The sequence below is a fragment of the Streptomyces sp. NPDC058145 genome, from assembly GCF_042884245.1.
Classification (GTDB): Bacteria; Actinomycetota; Actinomycetes; order Streptomycetales; family Streptomycetaceae; genus Streptomyces.
In genome coordinates, this window is the sequence record NZ_JBHVUH010000006.1 from 87797 (window position 1) to 104797 (window position 17001).

Sequence of the window (17001 nt, forward strand, 5' to 3'; positions counted from 1 at the left end):
GCGCCGTACCGTATGGTGCAGGGGCTGTGAGGATGGACACGGCAGCCCCCGTACCGGCGCGTCGTGGAACCCCCCACCGGTGGGCGCCCTCTAGGGTGACGGCCGAGCAGGCGCTTTTCGTGTGACTCCCTAGGGTGTTCTCACGACTCCTACGGGTGCCGGATTGGCATTACCGCCGCAGGTAGGGGCAGGATGCGTCTTTGGGCGCGAGCGCATCGGCATCGATCTCACCTCACGCCTCAACGGCACGAAGAACACGGGAGTAACAACATGAACCGCAGTGAGCTGGTGGCAGCGCTGGCCGACCGCGCCGAGGTGACCCGCAAGGACGCCGACGCCGTTCTGGCCGCGTTCGCCGAGGTCGTCGGCGACATCGTCTCCAAGGGCGACGAGAAGGTCACCATCCCCGGCTTCCTGACCTTCGAGCGCACCCACCGTGCCGCTCGTACCGCGCGCAACCCGCAGACCGGCGAGCCCATCAACATCCCGGCCGGCTACAGCGTCAAGGTCTCCGCGGGCTCCAAGCTCAAGGAAGCGGCCAAGGGTAAGTAAGCGTTCCGCTCGGTGGCGCCGGGTGACCGGAGCGCCGCTCTGACGCAGCGCCGCGGGTGACCGCGGTCCGCTGCGGCTGGTGGCGCCCACGCGGCGGAGCCGCACACGCAGGACAGCCCGGCGTCCCCTGGGGCGCCTGAGCCGAAAACGTCGAAAGGGCGGCCCCCCTCATACCGAGGGAGGCCGCCCTTTCGGCTGCTGTCTAGCCGAGCGCCTTGCCCGGCAGCTCGACCTTCGCGCCCAGTTCCACGAGCTTCTCCATGAAGTTCTCGTAGCCGCGGTTGATCAGCTCGATGCCGTGGACACGCGAGGTGCCCTCTGCGGCCAGGGCCGCGATGAGGTACGAGAAGCCGCCGCGCAGGTCGGGGATGACCAGGTCGGCGCCCTGGAGCCGGGTGGGTCCCGAGACGACCGCGGAGTGCAGGAAGTTGCGCTGGCCGAAGCGGCAGTCTGAGCCGCCCAGGCACTCGCGGTAGAGCTGGATGTGGGCGCCCATCTGGTTCAGCGCGGAGGTGAAGCCGAGCCGGGACTCGTACACCGTCTCGTGGATGATGGACAGGCCCGTCGCCTGGGTCAGGGCGACCACCAGAGGCTGCTGCCAGTCGGTCTGGAAGCCCGGGTGCACGTCCGTCTCCAGTGCGATGGACTTCAGCTGGCCGCCGGGGTGCCAGAAGCGGATGCCCTCGTCGTCGATCTCGAAGGCACCGCCCACCTTCCGGTAGGTGTTCAGGAACGTCATCATCGAGCGCTGCTGGGCACCGCGGACGTAGATGTTGCCGTTGGTCGCCAGCGCCGCCGAAGCCCACGAGGCGGCCTCCAGGCGGTCCGACAGGGCGCGGTGGGTGTAGCCGCCGAGCTTGTCCACACCGGTGATGCGGATCGTGCGGTCGGTGTCCATCGCGATGATCGCGCCCATCTTCTGCAGTACGCAGATGAGGTCCTCGATCTCCGGCTCCACGGCCGCGTTGGACAGCTCCGTGACGCCCTCGGCCAGCACCGCGGTCAGCAGCACCTGCTCGGTCGCGCCGACGGACGGGTACGGCAGCCGGATCTTCGTGCCGCGCAGCCGCTGCGGCGCCTCCAGGTACTGCCCGTCGGCCCGCTTCTCGATGGTCGCGCCGAACTGCCGCAGCACCTCGAAGTGGAAGTCGATCGGCCGGCCGCCGATGTCGCAGCCGCCGAGGCCCGGGATGAACGCGTGCCCCAGACGGTGCAGGAGCGGGCCGCAGAACAGGATCGGGATACGGCTGGAACCCGCGTGGGCATCGATGTCAGCGACGTTGGCGCTCTCCACGTGCGACGGGTCGAGCACCAGCTCACCGGGTTCCTCACCCGGACGGACGGTGACTCCGTGCAGCTGCAGCAGGCCGCGCACGACACGCACGTCACGGATGTCCGGAACGTTGCGCAGTCGACTCGGCGCACTGCCCAGCAGGGCGGCGACCATGGCCTTCGGTACGAGGTTCTTCGCACCGCGGACACGGATCTCGCCCTCCAGCGGGGTTCCGCCGTGGACAAGCAGGACATCGTCGTTGACGGTCATGAATCTCGCGTTCCGATGAGTCGGGCAGGGGCCGGCCGATCACTTTGCGCAGGGGCCGGAGAGACAGGGTAATCGCCTATTACCCCTGTCCTGTAAGCCCAAGTACCACCCAGTCACGTCATGGCTGTGTCACAACACGAACCGTTCACCGCCGGGCACATGGGGTCACCGGCGCGGGCGCGCCCCCTGTGCGCCCTGAGCTGCGTTCACTCGCGCACCCCGATTGGCTCCCCACGGTGGGCGAAGATGCGGGATCATGTCTGGCATGACCGAGGTGTCCTCGCTCACAGGGCGGCTGCTCGTGGCAACCCCCGCCCTGGCGGACCCGAACTTCGACCGTGCGGTGGTGCTCCTTCTCGACCACGACGAGGAGGGCTCCCTCGGTGTCGTCCTCAACCGTCCCACCCCGGTGGGCGTGGGCGACATCCTGGAGGGCTGGGCCGATCTGGCCGGTGAGCCCGGAGTGGTCTTCCAGGGCGGTCCGGTCTCGCTGGACTCGGCGCTCGGCGTCGCGGTCATACCGGGCGGAGCGAACGGGGACAGCGCCCCGCTCGGCTGGCGCCGGGTGCACGGCGCGATCGGTCTTGTCGACCTGGAGGCCCCGCCGGAGCTGCTCGCCTCGGCCGTCGGCTCGTTGCGGATCTTCGCCGGTTACGCCGGCTGGGGCCCCGGCCAGCTGGAGGACGAGCTGGCGGAGGGCGCCTGGTACGTCGTGGAGTCCGAGCCGGGTGACGTGTCCTGCCCGGAGCCGGAGACCCTCTGGCGCGAGGTGCTGCGCCGCCAGCGCAACGAGCTGGCGATGGTCGCCACGTATCCCGACGACCCGTCGCTCAACTGATGCCTCTGCGCTTCAGTACCCTTGGCGATATGAGCACTCTCGAGCCCGAGCGCGGGACTGGTACGGGGACCCTCGTAGAGCCGACGCCACAGGTGTCCCACGGCGACGGCGACCACGAGCGCTTCGCCCACTACGTCCAGAAGGACAAGATCATGGCGAGCGCCCTCGACGGCACCCCCGTCGTGGCGCTGTGCGGCAAGGTGTGGGTGCCGGGCCGCGACCCGAAGAAGTACCCCGTGTGTCCCATGTGCAAGGAGATCTACGAGTCCATGGGCAGCGGCGGCGACGACAAGGGCGGCGACAAGTAGGCGCCCGCCCGTTGTCCGCCTGAAGACCCTCGGGCCCCCGGGACGCGCCACAGACGCGGACCCGGGGGCCTTTGTGCTTTCCGGCCACCAACTGGTCCAGACCTCTTGTCGGCATGCTCACGCCGGCAATAGCCTCCTCGAGGTCGCGCACGGCGAAGAACGCGCCGCGCCGCGACGCAGTTCCCCCGTAGGAACGCTTTCCTTCATCAAGGACTGATGTGACTGACAAGGCGGATCTGATCCCGGCTCCGGCGCGCTGTTCGCGGAACACCGCCGGGCACACGAGCATCGGCGCCGGTACGGCGCTGGAGGCGCGGCCCGGCACCGAGGGCGTCGCACGGTGGCTGCGGGCCACCGTCGGCGCGGCGACCGGCCTGCAGCTGCCGGAGGCGGACGGCGGGGACGACCGCGTCGTACTGAGCATCGAGCCCGACCTGCCCCCCGAGGGCTACCGCCTCGTCACCGACGGCCGTCCGGCGCGCATCGAGGGCGGCAGCGCCGCCGGCGTCTTCTGGGGAGCGCAGACCTTCCGGCAACTGCTCGGACCCGACGCGTTCCGCCGCGCGCCGCTGCGGCCGGACCGGGACTGGGACCTGCCCCGGGTCACCGTCGAGGACGCCCCCCGGTTCGGCTGGCGCGGCCTCATGCTGGACGTCGCCCGGCATTTCATGCCCAAGGAAGGCGTGCTGCGGTACCTGGACCTGATGGCCGCGCACAAACTCAACGTCTTCCACTTCCATCTGACGGACGACCAGGGCTGGCGGATCGAGATAGGGCGGTACCCGAGGCTGACCGAGGTCGCCTCCTGGCGGGCGCGGACGAAAATCGGCCACCGTGCCTCACCGTTGTGGGAGGAGAAGCCGCACGGGGGTCACTACACCCAGGACGACATCCGGGAGATCGTGGCCTACGCCGCCGAGCGGCATATCACCGTCGTCCCGGAAATCGACGTACCGGGCCACTCGCAGGCCGCCATCGCCGCGTATCCGGAACTCGGCAACACCGACGTCGTCGACACCTCCGCCCTCACCGTCTGGGACAACTGGGGAATCTCCGCCAACGTGCTGGCCCCCACCGACACCACCCTCCGTTTCTACGAGGGGGTGTTCGAGGAAGTGCTGGCACTGTTCCCCTCGGAATTCGTGCACATCGGCGGCGACGAATGCCGCAAGGACCAGTGGCGCCGGTCGCCGGCCGCGAAGAGCCGGATCGCGGACCTCGGGCTCGCCGGCGAGGACGAGTTGCAGTCCTGGTTCATCGGCCACTTCGACACCTGGCTCGCCGCGCGCGGGCGCCGCCTCATCGGCTGGGACGAGATCCTGGAGGGCGGGCTCGCGCCGGGCGCCGCGGTGTCCTCCTGGCGCGGATACGGGGGCGGCGTCGCCGCCGCGCGGGCCGGGCACGACGTCGTCATGTGCCCGGAGCAGTACGTCTATCTGGACCACCGGCAGGCGCCCGGGGACGACGAACCCGTGCCGATCGGCTTCGTGCGCACCCTGGAGGACGTCTACCGGTTCGAGCCGGTACCGGCCGAACTCACCGCAGAGGAGGCCCGGCACGTGCTGGGCACCCAGGCCAACGTGTGGACGGAGGTGATGGAGGACGCCGCGCGCGTCGACTACCAGGCCTTTCCCCGGCTCGCCGCCCTCGCAGAGGTCGCCTGGAGCCGGCTGCCCGCCCCGGCGGAGCGGGACTTCGCGGACTTCGAACACCGTATGGCCGTCCATTACCGGCGACTTGACGCCCTCGGTGTCGGCTACCGGCCGCCCAGCGGGCCACGCCCCTGGCAGCGACGCCCCGGCGTCCTCGGCCGCCCGATCGACGGCGCGCCCCCGAACCGCTAGGAGGCGCCCGGTACCTGTGGCCGCCCGGCGGAACGGGTGCCCGTAGAACGAATGACGGAAAACGCCGTTAAGTCACTGAAGAGTGGCGATCGGCGCGCACCGGTGATGCCGTGCGAAAACGGAACATGTCGCCGATGAGGTGGGCGAATGCCTCCTGGCGGACCCCCGCGTCCGGCCCTTGCGAAGATGTGCCAGAGTTGCCACGTCCGCCCTGTGAGCACGTACCGTACGGCCACACAGGTGGGACCAGGTGGGGCAGCGGGAAGGGGCAGCCGGTTTGACCACGCACGCACCGCAGGCGGCGCAGGCCGTCACGCTGCCCACGACACTGGACGAGGCCGTGGCGGCCCTCACCGCCATGCCCGCCGCCGTCCCCGTGGCGGGCGGCACCGACCTCATGGCCGCCGTCAACTCCGGCCAGCTCAGGCCCGCCGCCCTGGTGGGCCTCGGACGGATCAGCGAGATCCGCGGCTGGCAGTACCTGGACGGCCACGCGCTGCTCGGCGCGGGCCTCACGCACGCCCGCATGGGCCGTCCCGACTTCGCGGCCCTGATCCCGGCGCTCGCCGCCGCCGCGCGTGCCGCCGGCCCGCCGCACATCCGCAACGCGGGCACCCTGGGCGGCAACATCGCCTCGGCCGCCCCCACCGGCGACGCGCTGCCGGTGCTGGCCGCCCTCGAGGCGACGCTGATCATCGCGGGCCCGAACAGAGCCCGCCGGGAGATCCCGGTCTCGCACCTGCTGGCCGGCGTGGAGATGCTGCGCGGCGGCGAACTCATCGGCTACGTGCGCGTGCCGCTGCTGCACGCCCCCCAGGTCTTCCTGAAGGCGACCGGGCGCACCGGCCCCGGCCGCGCGCTGGCCTCGGTGGCGGTGGTGCTCGACCCGGCCCGGCGCGGGGTGCGCTGTGCCGTCGGTGCCATAGCGCCGATGCCGCTGCGCCCCCTGGACGCCGAGCAGTGGGTCGCCCAGCTCATCGACTGGGACAACGACCGCGCGCTCGTACCGGAGGCCCTGCACGCCTTCGGGGAGTACGTCTCCGCGGCCTGCATCCCCGACCCGGCCCCCGAGCCGGACGGCTCCGTGGTCCCGCTGCCGCCCGCCGTACTGCACCTGCGGCGCACCGTCGCCGCGCTGGCCCGACGAGCACTGGGGAGGGCGCTGTCGTGACCGACGACCAGCACGGAGAGGGCACCCCCCAGGGCGGCGGCCGCTGGGACCCGCTGCCCCAGGGCGACTACGACGACGGCGCCACCGCCTTCGTCAAGCTGCCCGAGGGCGGCATCGAGGCCCTGCTGTCCGGCGACAGCCCCCTGGCCGCCCCCGGACACGGCTACGTCCCGCCGCGGATAACGGCGGCGCCCCCCGACGGTCCCGCGGACCAGTGGCCCGCGCCCGACGGCGGCGGCCGGTGGCCCGACCCGAACGCCGTGCCCCAGGAACCGGGCACGGGCGACCGGTTCACGTACCAGCCCGCCGCGACCCAGCAGTGGACCTTCGAGGAGCCCGCGGCCCGGCCCGCCCCCGGACACGACGTCACCGGACAGTGGTCCATCCCGGTCGTCGGCGGCGACCTCCCGGACGAGTCGGGCGAGTTCACGACGTCCTCGCTGGTCGAGCAGTGGGGCGGCACCCCGCCGGCCACCCTTCCCGGCGGCGCGTCCGCGCCCTGGGCGACGGAGACCGCCGGACAGCCGTGGGGAGAGCCGGAGCAGGACGCCGCGCCCCACACCGCCGGCGCGGCCCCGGCGACGGAGTTCGCGCCCCCCACCGCCGAAGCCTCCACGGCACCGGAGTTCGCGCCCGCGTCGCCCTACGACCCGGCCCCGCCCGCACAGGCCCTTGAGGGCCTCGCCGACGGCCCGCAGCGGCACGACGGGCCCGCCGGTCACCGGGCGGCCCCCGAGGCCCTGGAAACGCCGGACACGGCCGCGGCGCCGGACCCCGCGATCCCGTCCGGCGTGCCGGACACCCCCGCGGCACCGGCGGACGAGACCGGCGCGCCCGAGGACACCGGCACCGGATCCGCCGCGGACGCGCGGCAGGACGGGGCACCCGCAGCGGCGCCCGAGGACGCGACGGCCGACGAGGACCCGTCGGCCCGGACCCCGGACCAGGACGACGCGCCCGGCGACGACCCCGCCGTCCTCCCGCCCCACGACGACCACCCCCTCGCCTCCTACGTCCTGCGGGTCAACGGCACCGACCGGCCCGTCACCGACGCCTGGATCGGCGAGTCCCTGCTGTACGTCCTGCGTGAGCGGCTCGGCCTCGCCGGGGCCAAGGACGGCTGCTCGCAGGGCGAGTGCGGCGCCTGCAACCTGCAGGTCGACGGCCGCCTGGTGGCCTCCTGCCTGGTCCCGGCCGTCACCGCGGCCGGCAGCGAGGTGCGCACCGTCGAGGGCCTGGCCGCCGACGGGCAGCCCTCCGACGTGCAGCGGGCGCTCGCCCGGTGCGGCGCCGTGCAGTGCGGCTTCTGCGTCCCGGGCATGGCGATGACCCTGCACGACCTCCTCGAGGGCAACCCCGCGCCGTCCGAGCTGGAGACCCGGCAGGCCCTGTGCGGCAACCTCTGCCGCTGCTCCGGCTACCGGGGCGTCCTGGACGCCGTCAAGGAGGTCGTCGCCGAGCGCGAGGCCCACACCACCGCCGACCAGGGGCCGGACACCGAGGAGGCGCGCATCCCGCACCAGGCGGGCCCGGGCGCCGGCGGCGTCAACCCGGCGGCCTTCGAGTCACCGGGGCTCTTCGACAGCCCCGGCACCTTCGGGACACCGGGTCCGCACGACCAGCAGTACGGCCAGGACGGAGGCCAGGCATGAGCAACGAAGCCGCCACCGCGACCACCACCGCGGCGCCACCCGCCGCCGACCCCGAGCCGCTGCCGCACGGCCTCGGCGCCTCGCTGCCGCACGCCGACGCCCGCGCCAAGACCGAGGGCACCTTCCCCTACGCGGCCGACCTGTGGGCCGAGGGGCTGCTGTGGGCCGCCGTGCTGCGCTCCCCGCACGCGCACGCGCGCATCCTCTCCATCGACACCACCCACGCGCGCGAGATGGCCGGCGTACGCGCCGTCGTCACCCACGAGGACATCCCCGGCACCCCCCGCCACGGCCGGGGCACGCCGGACCGCCCGGTGTTCGCCTCCGAGGTCGTACGGCACCACGGCGAGCCCATCGCCGCCGTCGCCGCCGACCACCCCGACACCGCGCGGATGGCCGCCGCGGCCGTCATCGTCGAGTACGAGGTGCTCGACCCGGTCACCGACCCCGAGCACGCCTTCGAGGCCGAACCGCTGCACCCGGACGGCAACCTGATCCGGCACATCCCGCTGCACCACGGCGACCCGGAGGCGGCCGGCGAGATCGTCGTCGAGGGCCAGTACCGCATCGGCCGCGCGGACCCCGCCCCCATCGGCGCCGAGGCCGGCCTCGCGGTGCCGCGGCCCGACGGCGGTGTGGAGCTGTACCTCGCCTCCACCGACCCGCACACCGACCGCGAGACGGCCGCGGCCTGCTACGGCCTGTCCCCGGATCGGGTGAAGATCGTCGTCACCGGGGTGCCCGGCGCCACCGCCGACCGCGAGGACCAGGGCTTCCAGCTCCCGCTCGGCCTGCTCGCCCTGAAGACCGGCTGCCCGGTGAAGCTCACGGCCACCCGCGAGGAGTCCTTCCTCGGCCACGCCCACCGTCACCCCACCCTGCTGCGCTACCGCCACCACGCGGACGCCGACGGCAGGCTGGTGAAGGTCGAGGCGCAGATCCTGCTCGACGCGGGCGCCTACGCGGACACCTCCGCCGAAGCCCTCGCCGCCGCCGTCTCCTTCGCGTGCGGCCCGTACGTCGTCCCGAACGCCTTCATCGAGGGCTGGGCCGTACGCACCAACAACCCGCCCTCCGGCCATGTGCGCGGCGAGGGCGCGATGCAGGTGTGCGCCGCCTACGAGGCGCAGATGGACAAGCTGGCGAAGAGACTGGGCCTGGACCCGGCCGAGCTGCGCCTGCGCAACGCGCTCGCGACCGGCGACGTCCTGCCCATCGGCCAGACCGTGACCTGCCCGGCCCCGGTGGCCGAACTCCTGCAGGCGGTCCGTGACTTCCCGCTGCCCGAGCTGCCCATGGACACCCCGGAGGAGGAGTGGCTGCTGCCCGGCGGCCCCGAGGGCGCGGGCGAGCCGGGCGCGGTGCGCCGGGGTGTCGGCTACGGCCTGGGCATGGTGCACATGCTCGGTGGCGAGGGCGCCGACGAGGTCTCCACGGCGACGGTGAAGGTGCACGACGGCGTGGCCACCGTGCTCTGCGGGGCCGTGGAGACGGGCCAGGGCTTCACCACCCTCGCCCGCCAGATCGTCCAGGAGACGCTCGGCATCGACGAGGTGCACGTGGCACCCGTCGACACCGACCAGCCCCCGGCCGGCGCGGGCTGCCGCGGCCGCCACACCTGGGTGTCGGGCGGCGCGGTGGAGCGGGCGGCGAAGATGGTCCGCACCCAGCTCCTGCAGCCCCTGGCCCACAAGTTCGGCATGTCCACCGAGCTGCTGCAGATCACGGACGGCAAGATCACCTCCTACGACGGCGTGCTGTCGACCACCGTCACCGAGGCGCTGGACGGCAAGGAACTGTGGGCCACCGCCCAGTGCCGTCCGCACCCCACCGAGCCGCTGGACGCCGCCGGTCAGGGCGACGCCTTCGTGGGCCTCGCCTTCTGCGCGATCCGCGCGGTGGTGGACGTCGACATCGAGATCGGCTCGGTCCGGGTGGTGGAGCTGGCGGTCGCCCAGGACGTCGGCCGGGTCCTCAACCCCGCCCAGCTCGCGGCCCGTATCGAGGCGGGCGTCACCCAGGGCGTGGGCATCGCCCTCACCGAGAACCTGCGCACCCCGCGCGGCCTGATCCGCCACCCCGACCTGACCGGATACGCGCTGCCGACCACCCTGGACGCGCCGGACATCCGGATCGTGAAGCTGGTCGAGGAACGCGACGTGGTCGCGCCCTTCGGCGCCAAGTCGGTCAGCGCGGTCCCGGTGGTGACGTCTCCGGCGGCGATCGCCTCCGCCGTCCGCGCGGCGACGGGCCGCCCGGTCAACCGCCTCCCGATCCGCCCGCAGGCGGCCGTGGTGACGTCCCAGTGACCACGCCCGCGTGCACGGCGACGGCCGTGCACGGGCAGGGCGGGCAACGGACCCGGCCCGTCTGACGTCCTTCCTGGTGAGGGCCGTTGTCAGTGGTGCGGCGTAGTGTGCTGAGCAGTCGGGGGGCACCTCCCCGGGCACCGCGCACGACGACGCACGCACACAGGCACGCACGGGGACGATCGCGGGGGAGCGATGAGCACGACCGATGCCGGGATCCCGGCGATCACACTGACCGAGGCGGAACTGGGCCGTCACATCACCCACGCCCCGACCCGCGGACTGCTCACGGGCCCCGGACTGCCCGCGGACACCGCCCTGTTGACCTTCTCCCCGCTGCGCGCGCACGGCCTGCGCACCCTCGGCGACGCCACCGACGGCCCCTTCCACCTGGCGGAGGAACTCCGCGACCGCCTGGTGATCGGCGAACTGCTGAACCCGGCCGGCATGGAGCGCGAGTCGATCCTGCTCGACGGCGACACCGGCGAGCTGACGACGGCCTACCTCGTCGGCCCCTCCGACCCGCGCCCCTTCGCGCCCTCGCTGGCCACCCTGCTGCGCTTCGCCGCGGTCACGGAGGAACTGGCGGGTCTGCGCGGCCGTTTCGCGTCCCTGGCGGGCAAGTACGGTCCGAGGACGGCGACCGAGGCATCGCGCCGCCTGCTCGCCCTCTTCGCGGAGGGCACCGACGGCCGGGTCCCGCCCTACTGGAAGGCCGCGGCCCTGATCCGCCCGCTGGCGCTCGTCGCGGGGCCGGGCACCATGTCCGGCCTCACCCTGGACGTCCCGGCCCGCCTGCTGGAGCAGGAGTTCGGCCACGGCCGGGTGGCCCGGTTCGAGGAGGTCGACTTCCCCGCCACGCTCACCCACGAGCCGACCCGCCGCTTCCTGCGCGAGACGGGCCTGCCGGAGGAGACGGTCGTCTTCCACGCCGACACCGACGTCCCGCTGCCGACGCTCACCGAGTACTTCACCACCGAGCGCTGCGACGACTACCCCCTGGACGCCCTCCCCGCCCACGCCGGCCACCTGATCCGCCTCGGCCACCTGATCGATGACAACAGCCTGGTGGTCGACGGCAGAACGGGCGCGGTGCTCACCTTCAGCGAGCCCGAGGCGACGCTCCACCCCCTGAACACCGACGTCTCCACCCTGGCCTTCACCCTCTGGCTCCTGCACCACGAGCGCACCATCGACGAACACCTGTCGAACGAGCTGAGCACAGAGGCCTACGACCACCTGGCCGCGACGATGATCCACACCCTCACCGCGGTGGACCCCACGGCCACCCTGCCGGACACCGCCTGGCACTACTGGACACAACTGTTCCAGGACGAGGCGGGCGGGGTGCTCTAGCTGGAGACCGTGGCGGGAATCGAACCCGCGTAAGTCGCTTTGCAGGCGACTCCCTGAACCACTCGGGCACACGGTCGTGTCTTGCTGAGAAGAACGTAGGGCGGGCCAGGACCGCCGCTCAAGGGAACGCGCGGCCCCGCAACGGGACTGCCATACGCCGTTCATGAAGCGCGAGTCGGGGGTCTACGACCAAGGTCGGAGTCCGGGCGGGACCACCGACAGGGGTCAAACCCGGCCGTGGACCTTACTCTGGCGACCATGAGTGCCCTCGAGTCCCGTGACACCGGTGTGGTGAGTGATGCCGTCGAGAAGGACGGCGGCGGTGTGCTGAGCCGGGAACACCGGGCGCTCAGCGTCGGGATCGTCTCCGTCGTGCTGCTCATCGCCTTCGAGGCGACCGCCGTCGGCACCGCGATGCCCGTGGCCGCGCGCGAGCTGGACGGGCTGGCGCTGTACGCGTTCGCGTTCTCCGGATACTTCACGACCAGCCTGTTCGGCATGGTGTTCGCCGGCCAGTGGTCCGACCGGCGCGGGCCGCTCGGCGCGCTGACCACGGGGATCGCCGCCTTCGCCGCCGGGCTCGTCGTCGCCGGGACCGCCGGGGTCATGTGGGTGTTCATCCTCGGGCGGGCCGTACAGGGCCTCGGCGGCGGGCTGGTCATCGTGGCGCTGTACGTGGTCGTCGGGCGCGCCTACCCCGAGCGGCTGCGGCCCGCGATCATGGCGGCCTTCGCCGCCGGGTGGGTCGTACCGTCCATCGTCGGCCCGCTCGCCTCGGGCGCCGTGACCGAGCACCTCGGCTGGCGCTGGGTCTTCCTCGGCATCCCCGCCCTGGTCGTCTTCCCGCTCGCCCTCGCGCTGCCGCAGATACGGCGCCGGGCGGCGGGACCGGTGGACGGCACCGACGGCGCCGCCTCCTTCGACCGGCGCCGCATCCGGCTCGCCCTCGCCATCTCCCTCGGCGCGGGACTCCTGCAGTACGCCGCCCAGGACCTGCGATGGCTCTCGCTGGTCCCCGGTCTCGCCGGTGCGGCCCTGCTCGTGCCCGCCGTCCTCGGGCTGCTTCCGCGCGGCACCTACCGCGCCGCGCGCGGCCTGCCCTCCGTCGTGCTGCTGCGCGGTGTGTCCGCCGGGTCCTTCATCGCCGCCGAGTCCTTCGTCCCGCTGATGCTGGTCACCCAGCGGGGACTGTCGCCGACGCTCGCCGGGTTCTCGCTGGCGGCCGGCGGGGTCACCTGGGCGCTGGGCTCGTGGGTGCAGTCGCGGCCCCGCGTGGAGCCGTACCGGGAGCGGCTGATGACGGCGGGCATGGTGCTGGTCGCCGCCGCGATCGTCACCGCGCCGAGCGTGCTGCTGCACTCCGTGCCCGTCTGGACCGTCGCCGTCGCCTGGGGCTTCGGCTGCTTCGGCATGGGGCTGGTGATCTCCTCAACCAGCGTGCTGCTGCTCCAGCTGTCCGCGCCCAGGGAGGCCGGCGCCAACTCCGCCGCGCTCCAGATCTCCGACGCCCTCTCCAACGTCGTCCTCCTCGCGGCGACCGGCGCGGCCTTCGCGACCCTGGGCGGCGGCAGCGCGGCGGCCACGTCGACCTCGGCGGCCGGCGGATCCCACCCCGCCGCCTTCGCCGCCGTATTCCTGCCGATGGCGGCGGTGGCGCTGGCGGGGGCATGGGTGACGCGACGGCTCCGCGAGGTGTGAACCCGGGAGTTCGGCCTCGCCGGTAAACCGGTCGCCGGGCACATCGCCGATCCCCAGTGCTGTGGCCGGAAAGGTTCACCGGCTCGCGACGCCCTGCACGGCACCTCGCCGCGTTGTCGCATCACCCGAGTACATCCAGTACGCGGGTGATGCTCCGCCTTGCGAGGCACCGCACCGGACGCCGCGAGCTTCCCGGCAAACCTTTCCGGCCACAGCACTGGCCTTGCCGCATGCACGAGCTGACCCTTTTCATCGACCCCGCCACCCGGCAGGCGCTGGACGACCTCGCGGACGCGTCCGGCCGCCCCGGCGAGGAGGTGGCGCTGGACGCCGTACGCCGGTATCTGCGGGAGGAAGGAGCGGCCGTCCGCGCGTGCGCCGAGCGTCTCGCGCTCAGCCACGCCGACCTGCTGAGGAGGCTCGGCGAATGACCCGTCACCTCACCGTCGCCGAGGTCACCGCCATCGCGGAGGTCGCCTTCGGCGGCCGCCCGCCCGAGGCCCGGGAGCCCGGGCTGCTGGCCTCCGCCGTGCACCGGCCCCGCGCCCGGATGTTCGGCACGGCCGCCTACCAGGACCTGCACGAGCAGGCCGCCGCCCTGCTGCACGCCCTCGCCGCCAACCATCCCCTCGTCGACGGGAACAAGCGCACCGCCTGGCTGGCCACGGCCACCTTCCTCGCGCTCAACGGCGTCGATCTCGCCGGCGCCGACCAGGACACCGCGTACGACCTGGTCATCGACGTGGCATCCGGCCGGGTGAGCGATGTGGGGCAGATCGCGGGACGGCTGCGCCGACTGTGACGTGAGTCCCACCCGCGGGCGGCCCGGCCCTGTTCGCGCGTCGGGCGCCCCGGGGCGCCGGTAGGGTGGCCCGGTTGTCATACGTAGCCGAGCCGCCCTACCCCCTGATCCACGGAGACCGTGACTACCGCCCGCCCGTCACCCGCCGCCACCCTCAACGGAGGGCCCTCCGGGCCCGCACCCATGACTGCTTCCTCCGCACACTCCCACCACCTCTCGCCGGCCTTCCCCGGCCGGGCTCCCTGGGGCACCGCCAGCAAGCTGCGTGCCTGGCAGCAGGGGGCGATGGAGAAGTACATCCAGGAGCAGCCGCGTGACTTCCTCGCGGTGGCCACGCCCGGCGCCGGCAAGACGACCTTCGCGCTGACCCTCGCCTCCTGGCTGCTGCACCACCACGTCGTGCAGCAGGTGACCGTGGTCGCGCCGACCGAGCATCTGAAGAAGCAGTGGGCGGAGGCCGCGGCCCGGATAGGGATCAAGCTCGACCCCGAGTACAGCGCGGGCCCGCTCGGCAGGGACTACGACGGCGTCGCCGTCACCTACGCGGGCATCGGCGTCCGCCCGATGCTGCACCGCAACCGCGTCGAGCAGCGCAAGACCCTGGTGATCCTCGACGAGATCCACCACGCCGGTGACTCCAAGTCCTGGGGCGAGGCGTGCCTGGAGGCGTTCGAGCCCGCGACCCGGCGGCTCGCGCTGACCGGTACGCCGTTCCGGTCCGACACCAACCCGATCCCCTTCGTCACGTACGAGGAGGGGCAGGACGGGATCCGCCGGTCCGCCGCCGACTACACCTACGGCTACGGCAACGCCCTCGCCGACCACGTCGTCCGGCCCGTCATCTTCCTCTCCTACAGCGGCAGCATGCGCTGGCGCACGAAGGCCGGTGACGAGATCGCCGCCCGGCTCGGCGAGCCGATGACCAAGGACGCGGTCAGCCAGGCCTGGCGTACCGCCCTCGACCCGCGCGGCGACTGGATGCCCAGCGTGCTGCGCGCCGCCGACCAGCGGCTGACCGAGGTCAGGAAGGGCATCCCGGACGCCGGTGCCCTGGTCATCGCCTCCGACCAGGACTCCGCCCGCGCCTACGCCAAGCTCATCCGGGAGATCACCGGCACGAAGGCGACCCTCGTGCTGTCCGACGACGCCGGCGCCTCGAAGCGGATCGACGACTTCAGCGGCAGCGACGACCGCTGGATGGTCGCGGTGCGCATGGTGTCCGAGGGCGTCGACGTGCCCCGGCTCGCGGTCGGGGTGTACGCCACCACCATCTCGACCCCGCTGTTCTTCGCGCAGGCCGTCGGCCGTTTCGTGCGGTCCCGGCGGCGCGGCGAGACCGCGTCCGTGTTCCTGCCGACCGTCCCGGACCTGCTCACCTTCGCCAACCAGATGGAGAAGGAACGCGACCACGCCCTCGACAAGCCGAAGAAGGAGGGCGAGGAGGACCCGTACGCCGAATCCGAGAAGGAGATGGAGGAGGCGAACAAGGAGCAGGACGAGGACACCGGCGAGCAGGAGCAGTTCGCCTTCGAGGCGCTGGAGTCCGAGGCCGTCTTCGACCGGGTCCTCTACGACGGCGCCGAGTTCGGCATGCAGGCCCACCCGGGCAGCGAGGAGGAGCAGGACTACCTCGGCATCCCGGGCCTCCTCGAACCCGACCAGGTGCAGATGCTGCTGCAGAAGCGGCAGGCCCGGCAGATCGCGCACAGCCGCAAGAAGCCGGACACCGAGGCCGACCTGCTGGAACTGCCCGCCGAACGCCGGCCGGTGGTCAGCCACAAGGAGATGATGGAGCTGCGCAAGCGGCTCAACACCCTGGTCGGCGCATACGTCCACCAAAGCGGCAAGCCGCACGGTGTCATCCACACCGAGCTGCGCCGGGTGTGCGGGGGACCGGCCAGCGCGGAGGCGACGGCGGGGCAGCTGCGACAGCGGATCGCCAAGGTGCAGGAGTGGGCGACACGCATGCGGTAAAAGCCTGTGGCATGTGCGTATGGGGACGAATGCAGGCAGTCCGGATCCGTCCCTGACCGGATTCTGGACGGAGGCTTCCGCTCAGCGAACCGGCTTCGCTACTGTCCGGCTACGCACACGCCCCGTGGCAGCGCCGCCGCGGAGCGCAGCCGTGAAGCGACATGGCCCGGAGCCGCCGGGCGTCCTGCCGATCGGCGGCCTCTGAAGCGCGTCGCCGCCGGGACTCGGTGTCGCATCCGTCGCTCCGGGGTCCGCCGACCTCACCGCCGAAGGAGTGGGCGTCGTGACCGCGGAGACCTCCCAGACGCTCGACCGGGGACTGCGTGTCCTCAAGTTGCTGGCCGACACCGACCACGGGCTGACCGTCACCGAGCTTTCCAACAAACTGGGCGTCAACCGGACCGTGGTGTACCGGTTGCTCGCCACGCTGGAGCAGCACGCCCTCGTACGGCGTGACCTGGGCGGACGTGCCAGGGTCGGGCTCGGGGTGCTGCGGCTCGGCCGGCAGGTGCATCCGCTGGTACGGGAGGCGGCGCTGCCCGCGCTGCGGTCGCTCGCCGAGGACATCGGGGCGACTGCGCATCTGACCCTGGTGGACGGGACCGAGGCGCTGGCCGTCGCGGTGGTCGAGCCGACCTGGACGGACTACCACGTGGCCTACCGGGCCGGTTTCCGGCATCCGCTGGACCGGGGGGCCGCGGGCCGGGCGATTCTCTCCGCCCGGCAGTCGCCGCGGGCCGACCCCGGGTACACCCTGACCCACGGGGAGCTGGAGGCCGGTGCCTGCGGGGCGGCGGCGCCCCTCGTCGGGGTGACGGGGGTCGAGGGCAGCGTGGGTGTGGTGATGCTGGCGGAGTCCGTGCCGGAACGGGTGGGGCCGCGGGTGATGGACGCGGCCCGGGAGGTCGCGGAGGCGCTGCGCTGAGCTGTGGTGGGCCGCCACCGAGGGGTCCC

Annotated in this window: 14 protein-coding genes and 1 tRNA gene; 13 read left to right on the top strand and 2 right to left on the bottom strand. The window is 72.9% G+C overall.

What is annotated here, in order from left to right:
* Nucleotides 1–270: 270 nt before the first annotated feature.
* Nucleotides 271–552 carry an HU family DNA-binding protein gene (locus ACFVVO_RS15105; protein ID WP_067001509.1) on the top strand — a complete coding sequence of 94 codons (282 nt, stop codon included), beginning with the start codon at nt 271–273 and terminating at the stop codon, nt 550–552.
* Between the two features lie 202 nt (nt 553–754).
* On the opposite strand, the gene murA is transcribed toward ACFVVO_RS15105, so the two are convergent.
* Nucleotides 755–2095, bottom strand: coding sequence for a UDP-N-acetylglucosamine 1-carboxyvinyltransferase (gene murA / locus ACFVVO_RS15110; RefSeq protein ID WP_358930371.1), 1341 nt, complete (start codon nt 2093–2095; stop codon nt 755–757).
* Nucleotides 2096–2360: 265 nt separating this feature from the next.
* On the opposite strand from murA, the gene ACFVVO_RS15115 reads away from it, so the two are divergent.
* From ACFVVO_RS15115 to ACFVVO_RS15145, 7 genes are all read left to right on the top strand, one after another.
* Nucleotides 2361–2933, top strand: coding sequence for a YqgE/AlgH family protein (locus tag ACFVVO_RS15115; RefSeq protein WP_390055026.1), 573 nt, complete (start codon nt 2361–2363; stop codon nt 2931–2933).
* A gap of 29 nt (nt 2934–2962) precedes the next feature.
* A complete protein-coding gene (locus ACFVVO_RS15120; protein ID WP_143638399.1) occupies nt 2963–3241 on the top strand; it encodes a DUF3039 domain-containing protein in 279 nt (92 codons plus the stop codon).
* Nucleotides 3242–3459: 218 nt separating this feature from the next.
* Nucleotides 3460–5085, top strand: coding sequence for a beta-N-acetylhexosaminidase (locus ACFVVO_RS15125; RefSeq protein ID WP_390055028.1), 1626 nt, complete (start codon nt 3460–3462; stop codon nt 5083–5085).
* A 277-nt stretch (nt 5086–5362) separates the two neighbouring features.
* Complete coding sequence (locus ACFVVO_RS15130) at nt 5363–6256, top strand: FAD binding domain-containing protein (RefSeq protein WP_390055030.1); 894 nt, start codon at nt 5363–5365, stop codon at nt 6254–6256.
* Complete coding sequence (locus tag ACFVVO_RS15135; protein ID WP_390055032.1) at nt 6253–7908, top strand: 2Fe-2S iron-sulfur cluster-binding protein; 1656 nt, start codon at nt 6253–6255, stop codon at nt 7906–7908. Before ACFVVO_RS15130 ends, ACFVVO_RS15135 begins: the two co-directional genes overlap by 4 nt.
* The gene (locus tag ACFVVO_RS15140; protein ID WP_390055034.1) at nt 7905–10217 is read left to right on the top strand and encodes a xanthine dehydrogenase family protein molybdopterin-binding subunit; all 2313 of its coding nucleotides are present in this window, start codon (nt 7905–7907) and stop codon (nt 10215–10217) included. Before ACFVVO_RS15135 ends, ACFVVO_RS15140 begins: the two co-directional genes overlap by 4 nt.
* 195 nt (nt 10218–10412) lie before the next feature.
* Nucleotides 10413–11573: an SUKH-4 family immunity protein gene (locus tag ACFVVO_RS15145; protein ID WP_390055036.1), complete on the top strand. Its 1161-nt coding sequence runs from the start codon at nt 10413–10415 to the stop codon at nt 11571–11573.
* A gap of 1 nt (nt 11574) precedes the next feature.
* On the opposite strand, the gene ACFVVO_RS15150 is transcribed toward ACFVVO_RS15145, so the two are convergent.
* Nucleotides 11575–11649, bottom strand: a tRNA-Cys gene (locus tag ACFVVO_RS15150).
* A gap of 182 nt (nt 11650–11831) precedes the next feature.
* On the opposite strand from ACFVVO_RS15150, the gene ACFVVO_RS15155 reads away from it, so the two are divergent.
* The 5 genes from ACFVVO_RS15155 (at nt 11832) to ACFVVO_RS15175 (ending at nt 16972) form a co-directional block, all read left to right on the top strand.
* Nucleotides 11832–13271: an MFS transporter gene (locus tag ACFVVO_RS15155; RefSeq protein WP_390055038.1), complete on the top strand. Its 1440-nt coding sequence runs from the start codon at nt 11832–11834 to the stop codon at nt 13269–13271.
* A gap of 230 nt (nt 13272–13501) precedes the next feature.
* Nucleotides 13502–13702 carry a hypothetical protein gene (locus tag ACFVVO_RS15160; protein ID WP_390055040.1) on the top strand — a complete coding sequence of 67 codons (201 nt, stop codon included), beginning with the start codon at nt 13502–13504 and terminating at the stop codon, nt 13700–13702.
* Nucleotides 13699–14073, top strand: a complete 375-nt coding sequence (locus ACFVVO_RS15165) for a type II toxin-antitoxin system death-on-curing family toxin (RefSeq protein WP_390055042.1) — start codon at nt 13699–13701, stop codon at nt 14071–14073. The genes ACFVVO_RS15160 and ACFVVO_RS15165 overlap by 4 nt, the downstream gene beginning before the upstream one ends.
* 183 nt (nt 14074–14256) lie before the next feature.
* Nucleotides 14257–16047: a DEAD/DEAH box helicase gene (locus ACFVVO_RS15170; RefSeq protein WP_390055044.1), complete on the top strand. Its 1791-nt coding sequence runs from the start codon at nt 14257–14259 to the stop codon at nt 16045–16047.
* A gap of 283 nt (nt 16048–16330) precedes the next feature.
* Nucleotides 16331–16972: a helix-turn-helix domain-containing protein gene (locus tag ACFVVO_RS15175; protein WP_358930389.1), complete on the top strand. Its 642-nt coding sequence runs from the start codon at nt 16331–16333 to the stop codon at nt 16970–16972.
* Nucleotides 16973–17001: the final 29 nt, after the last annotated feature.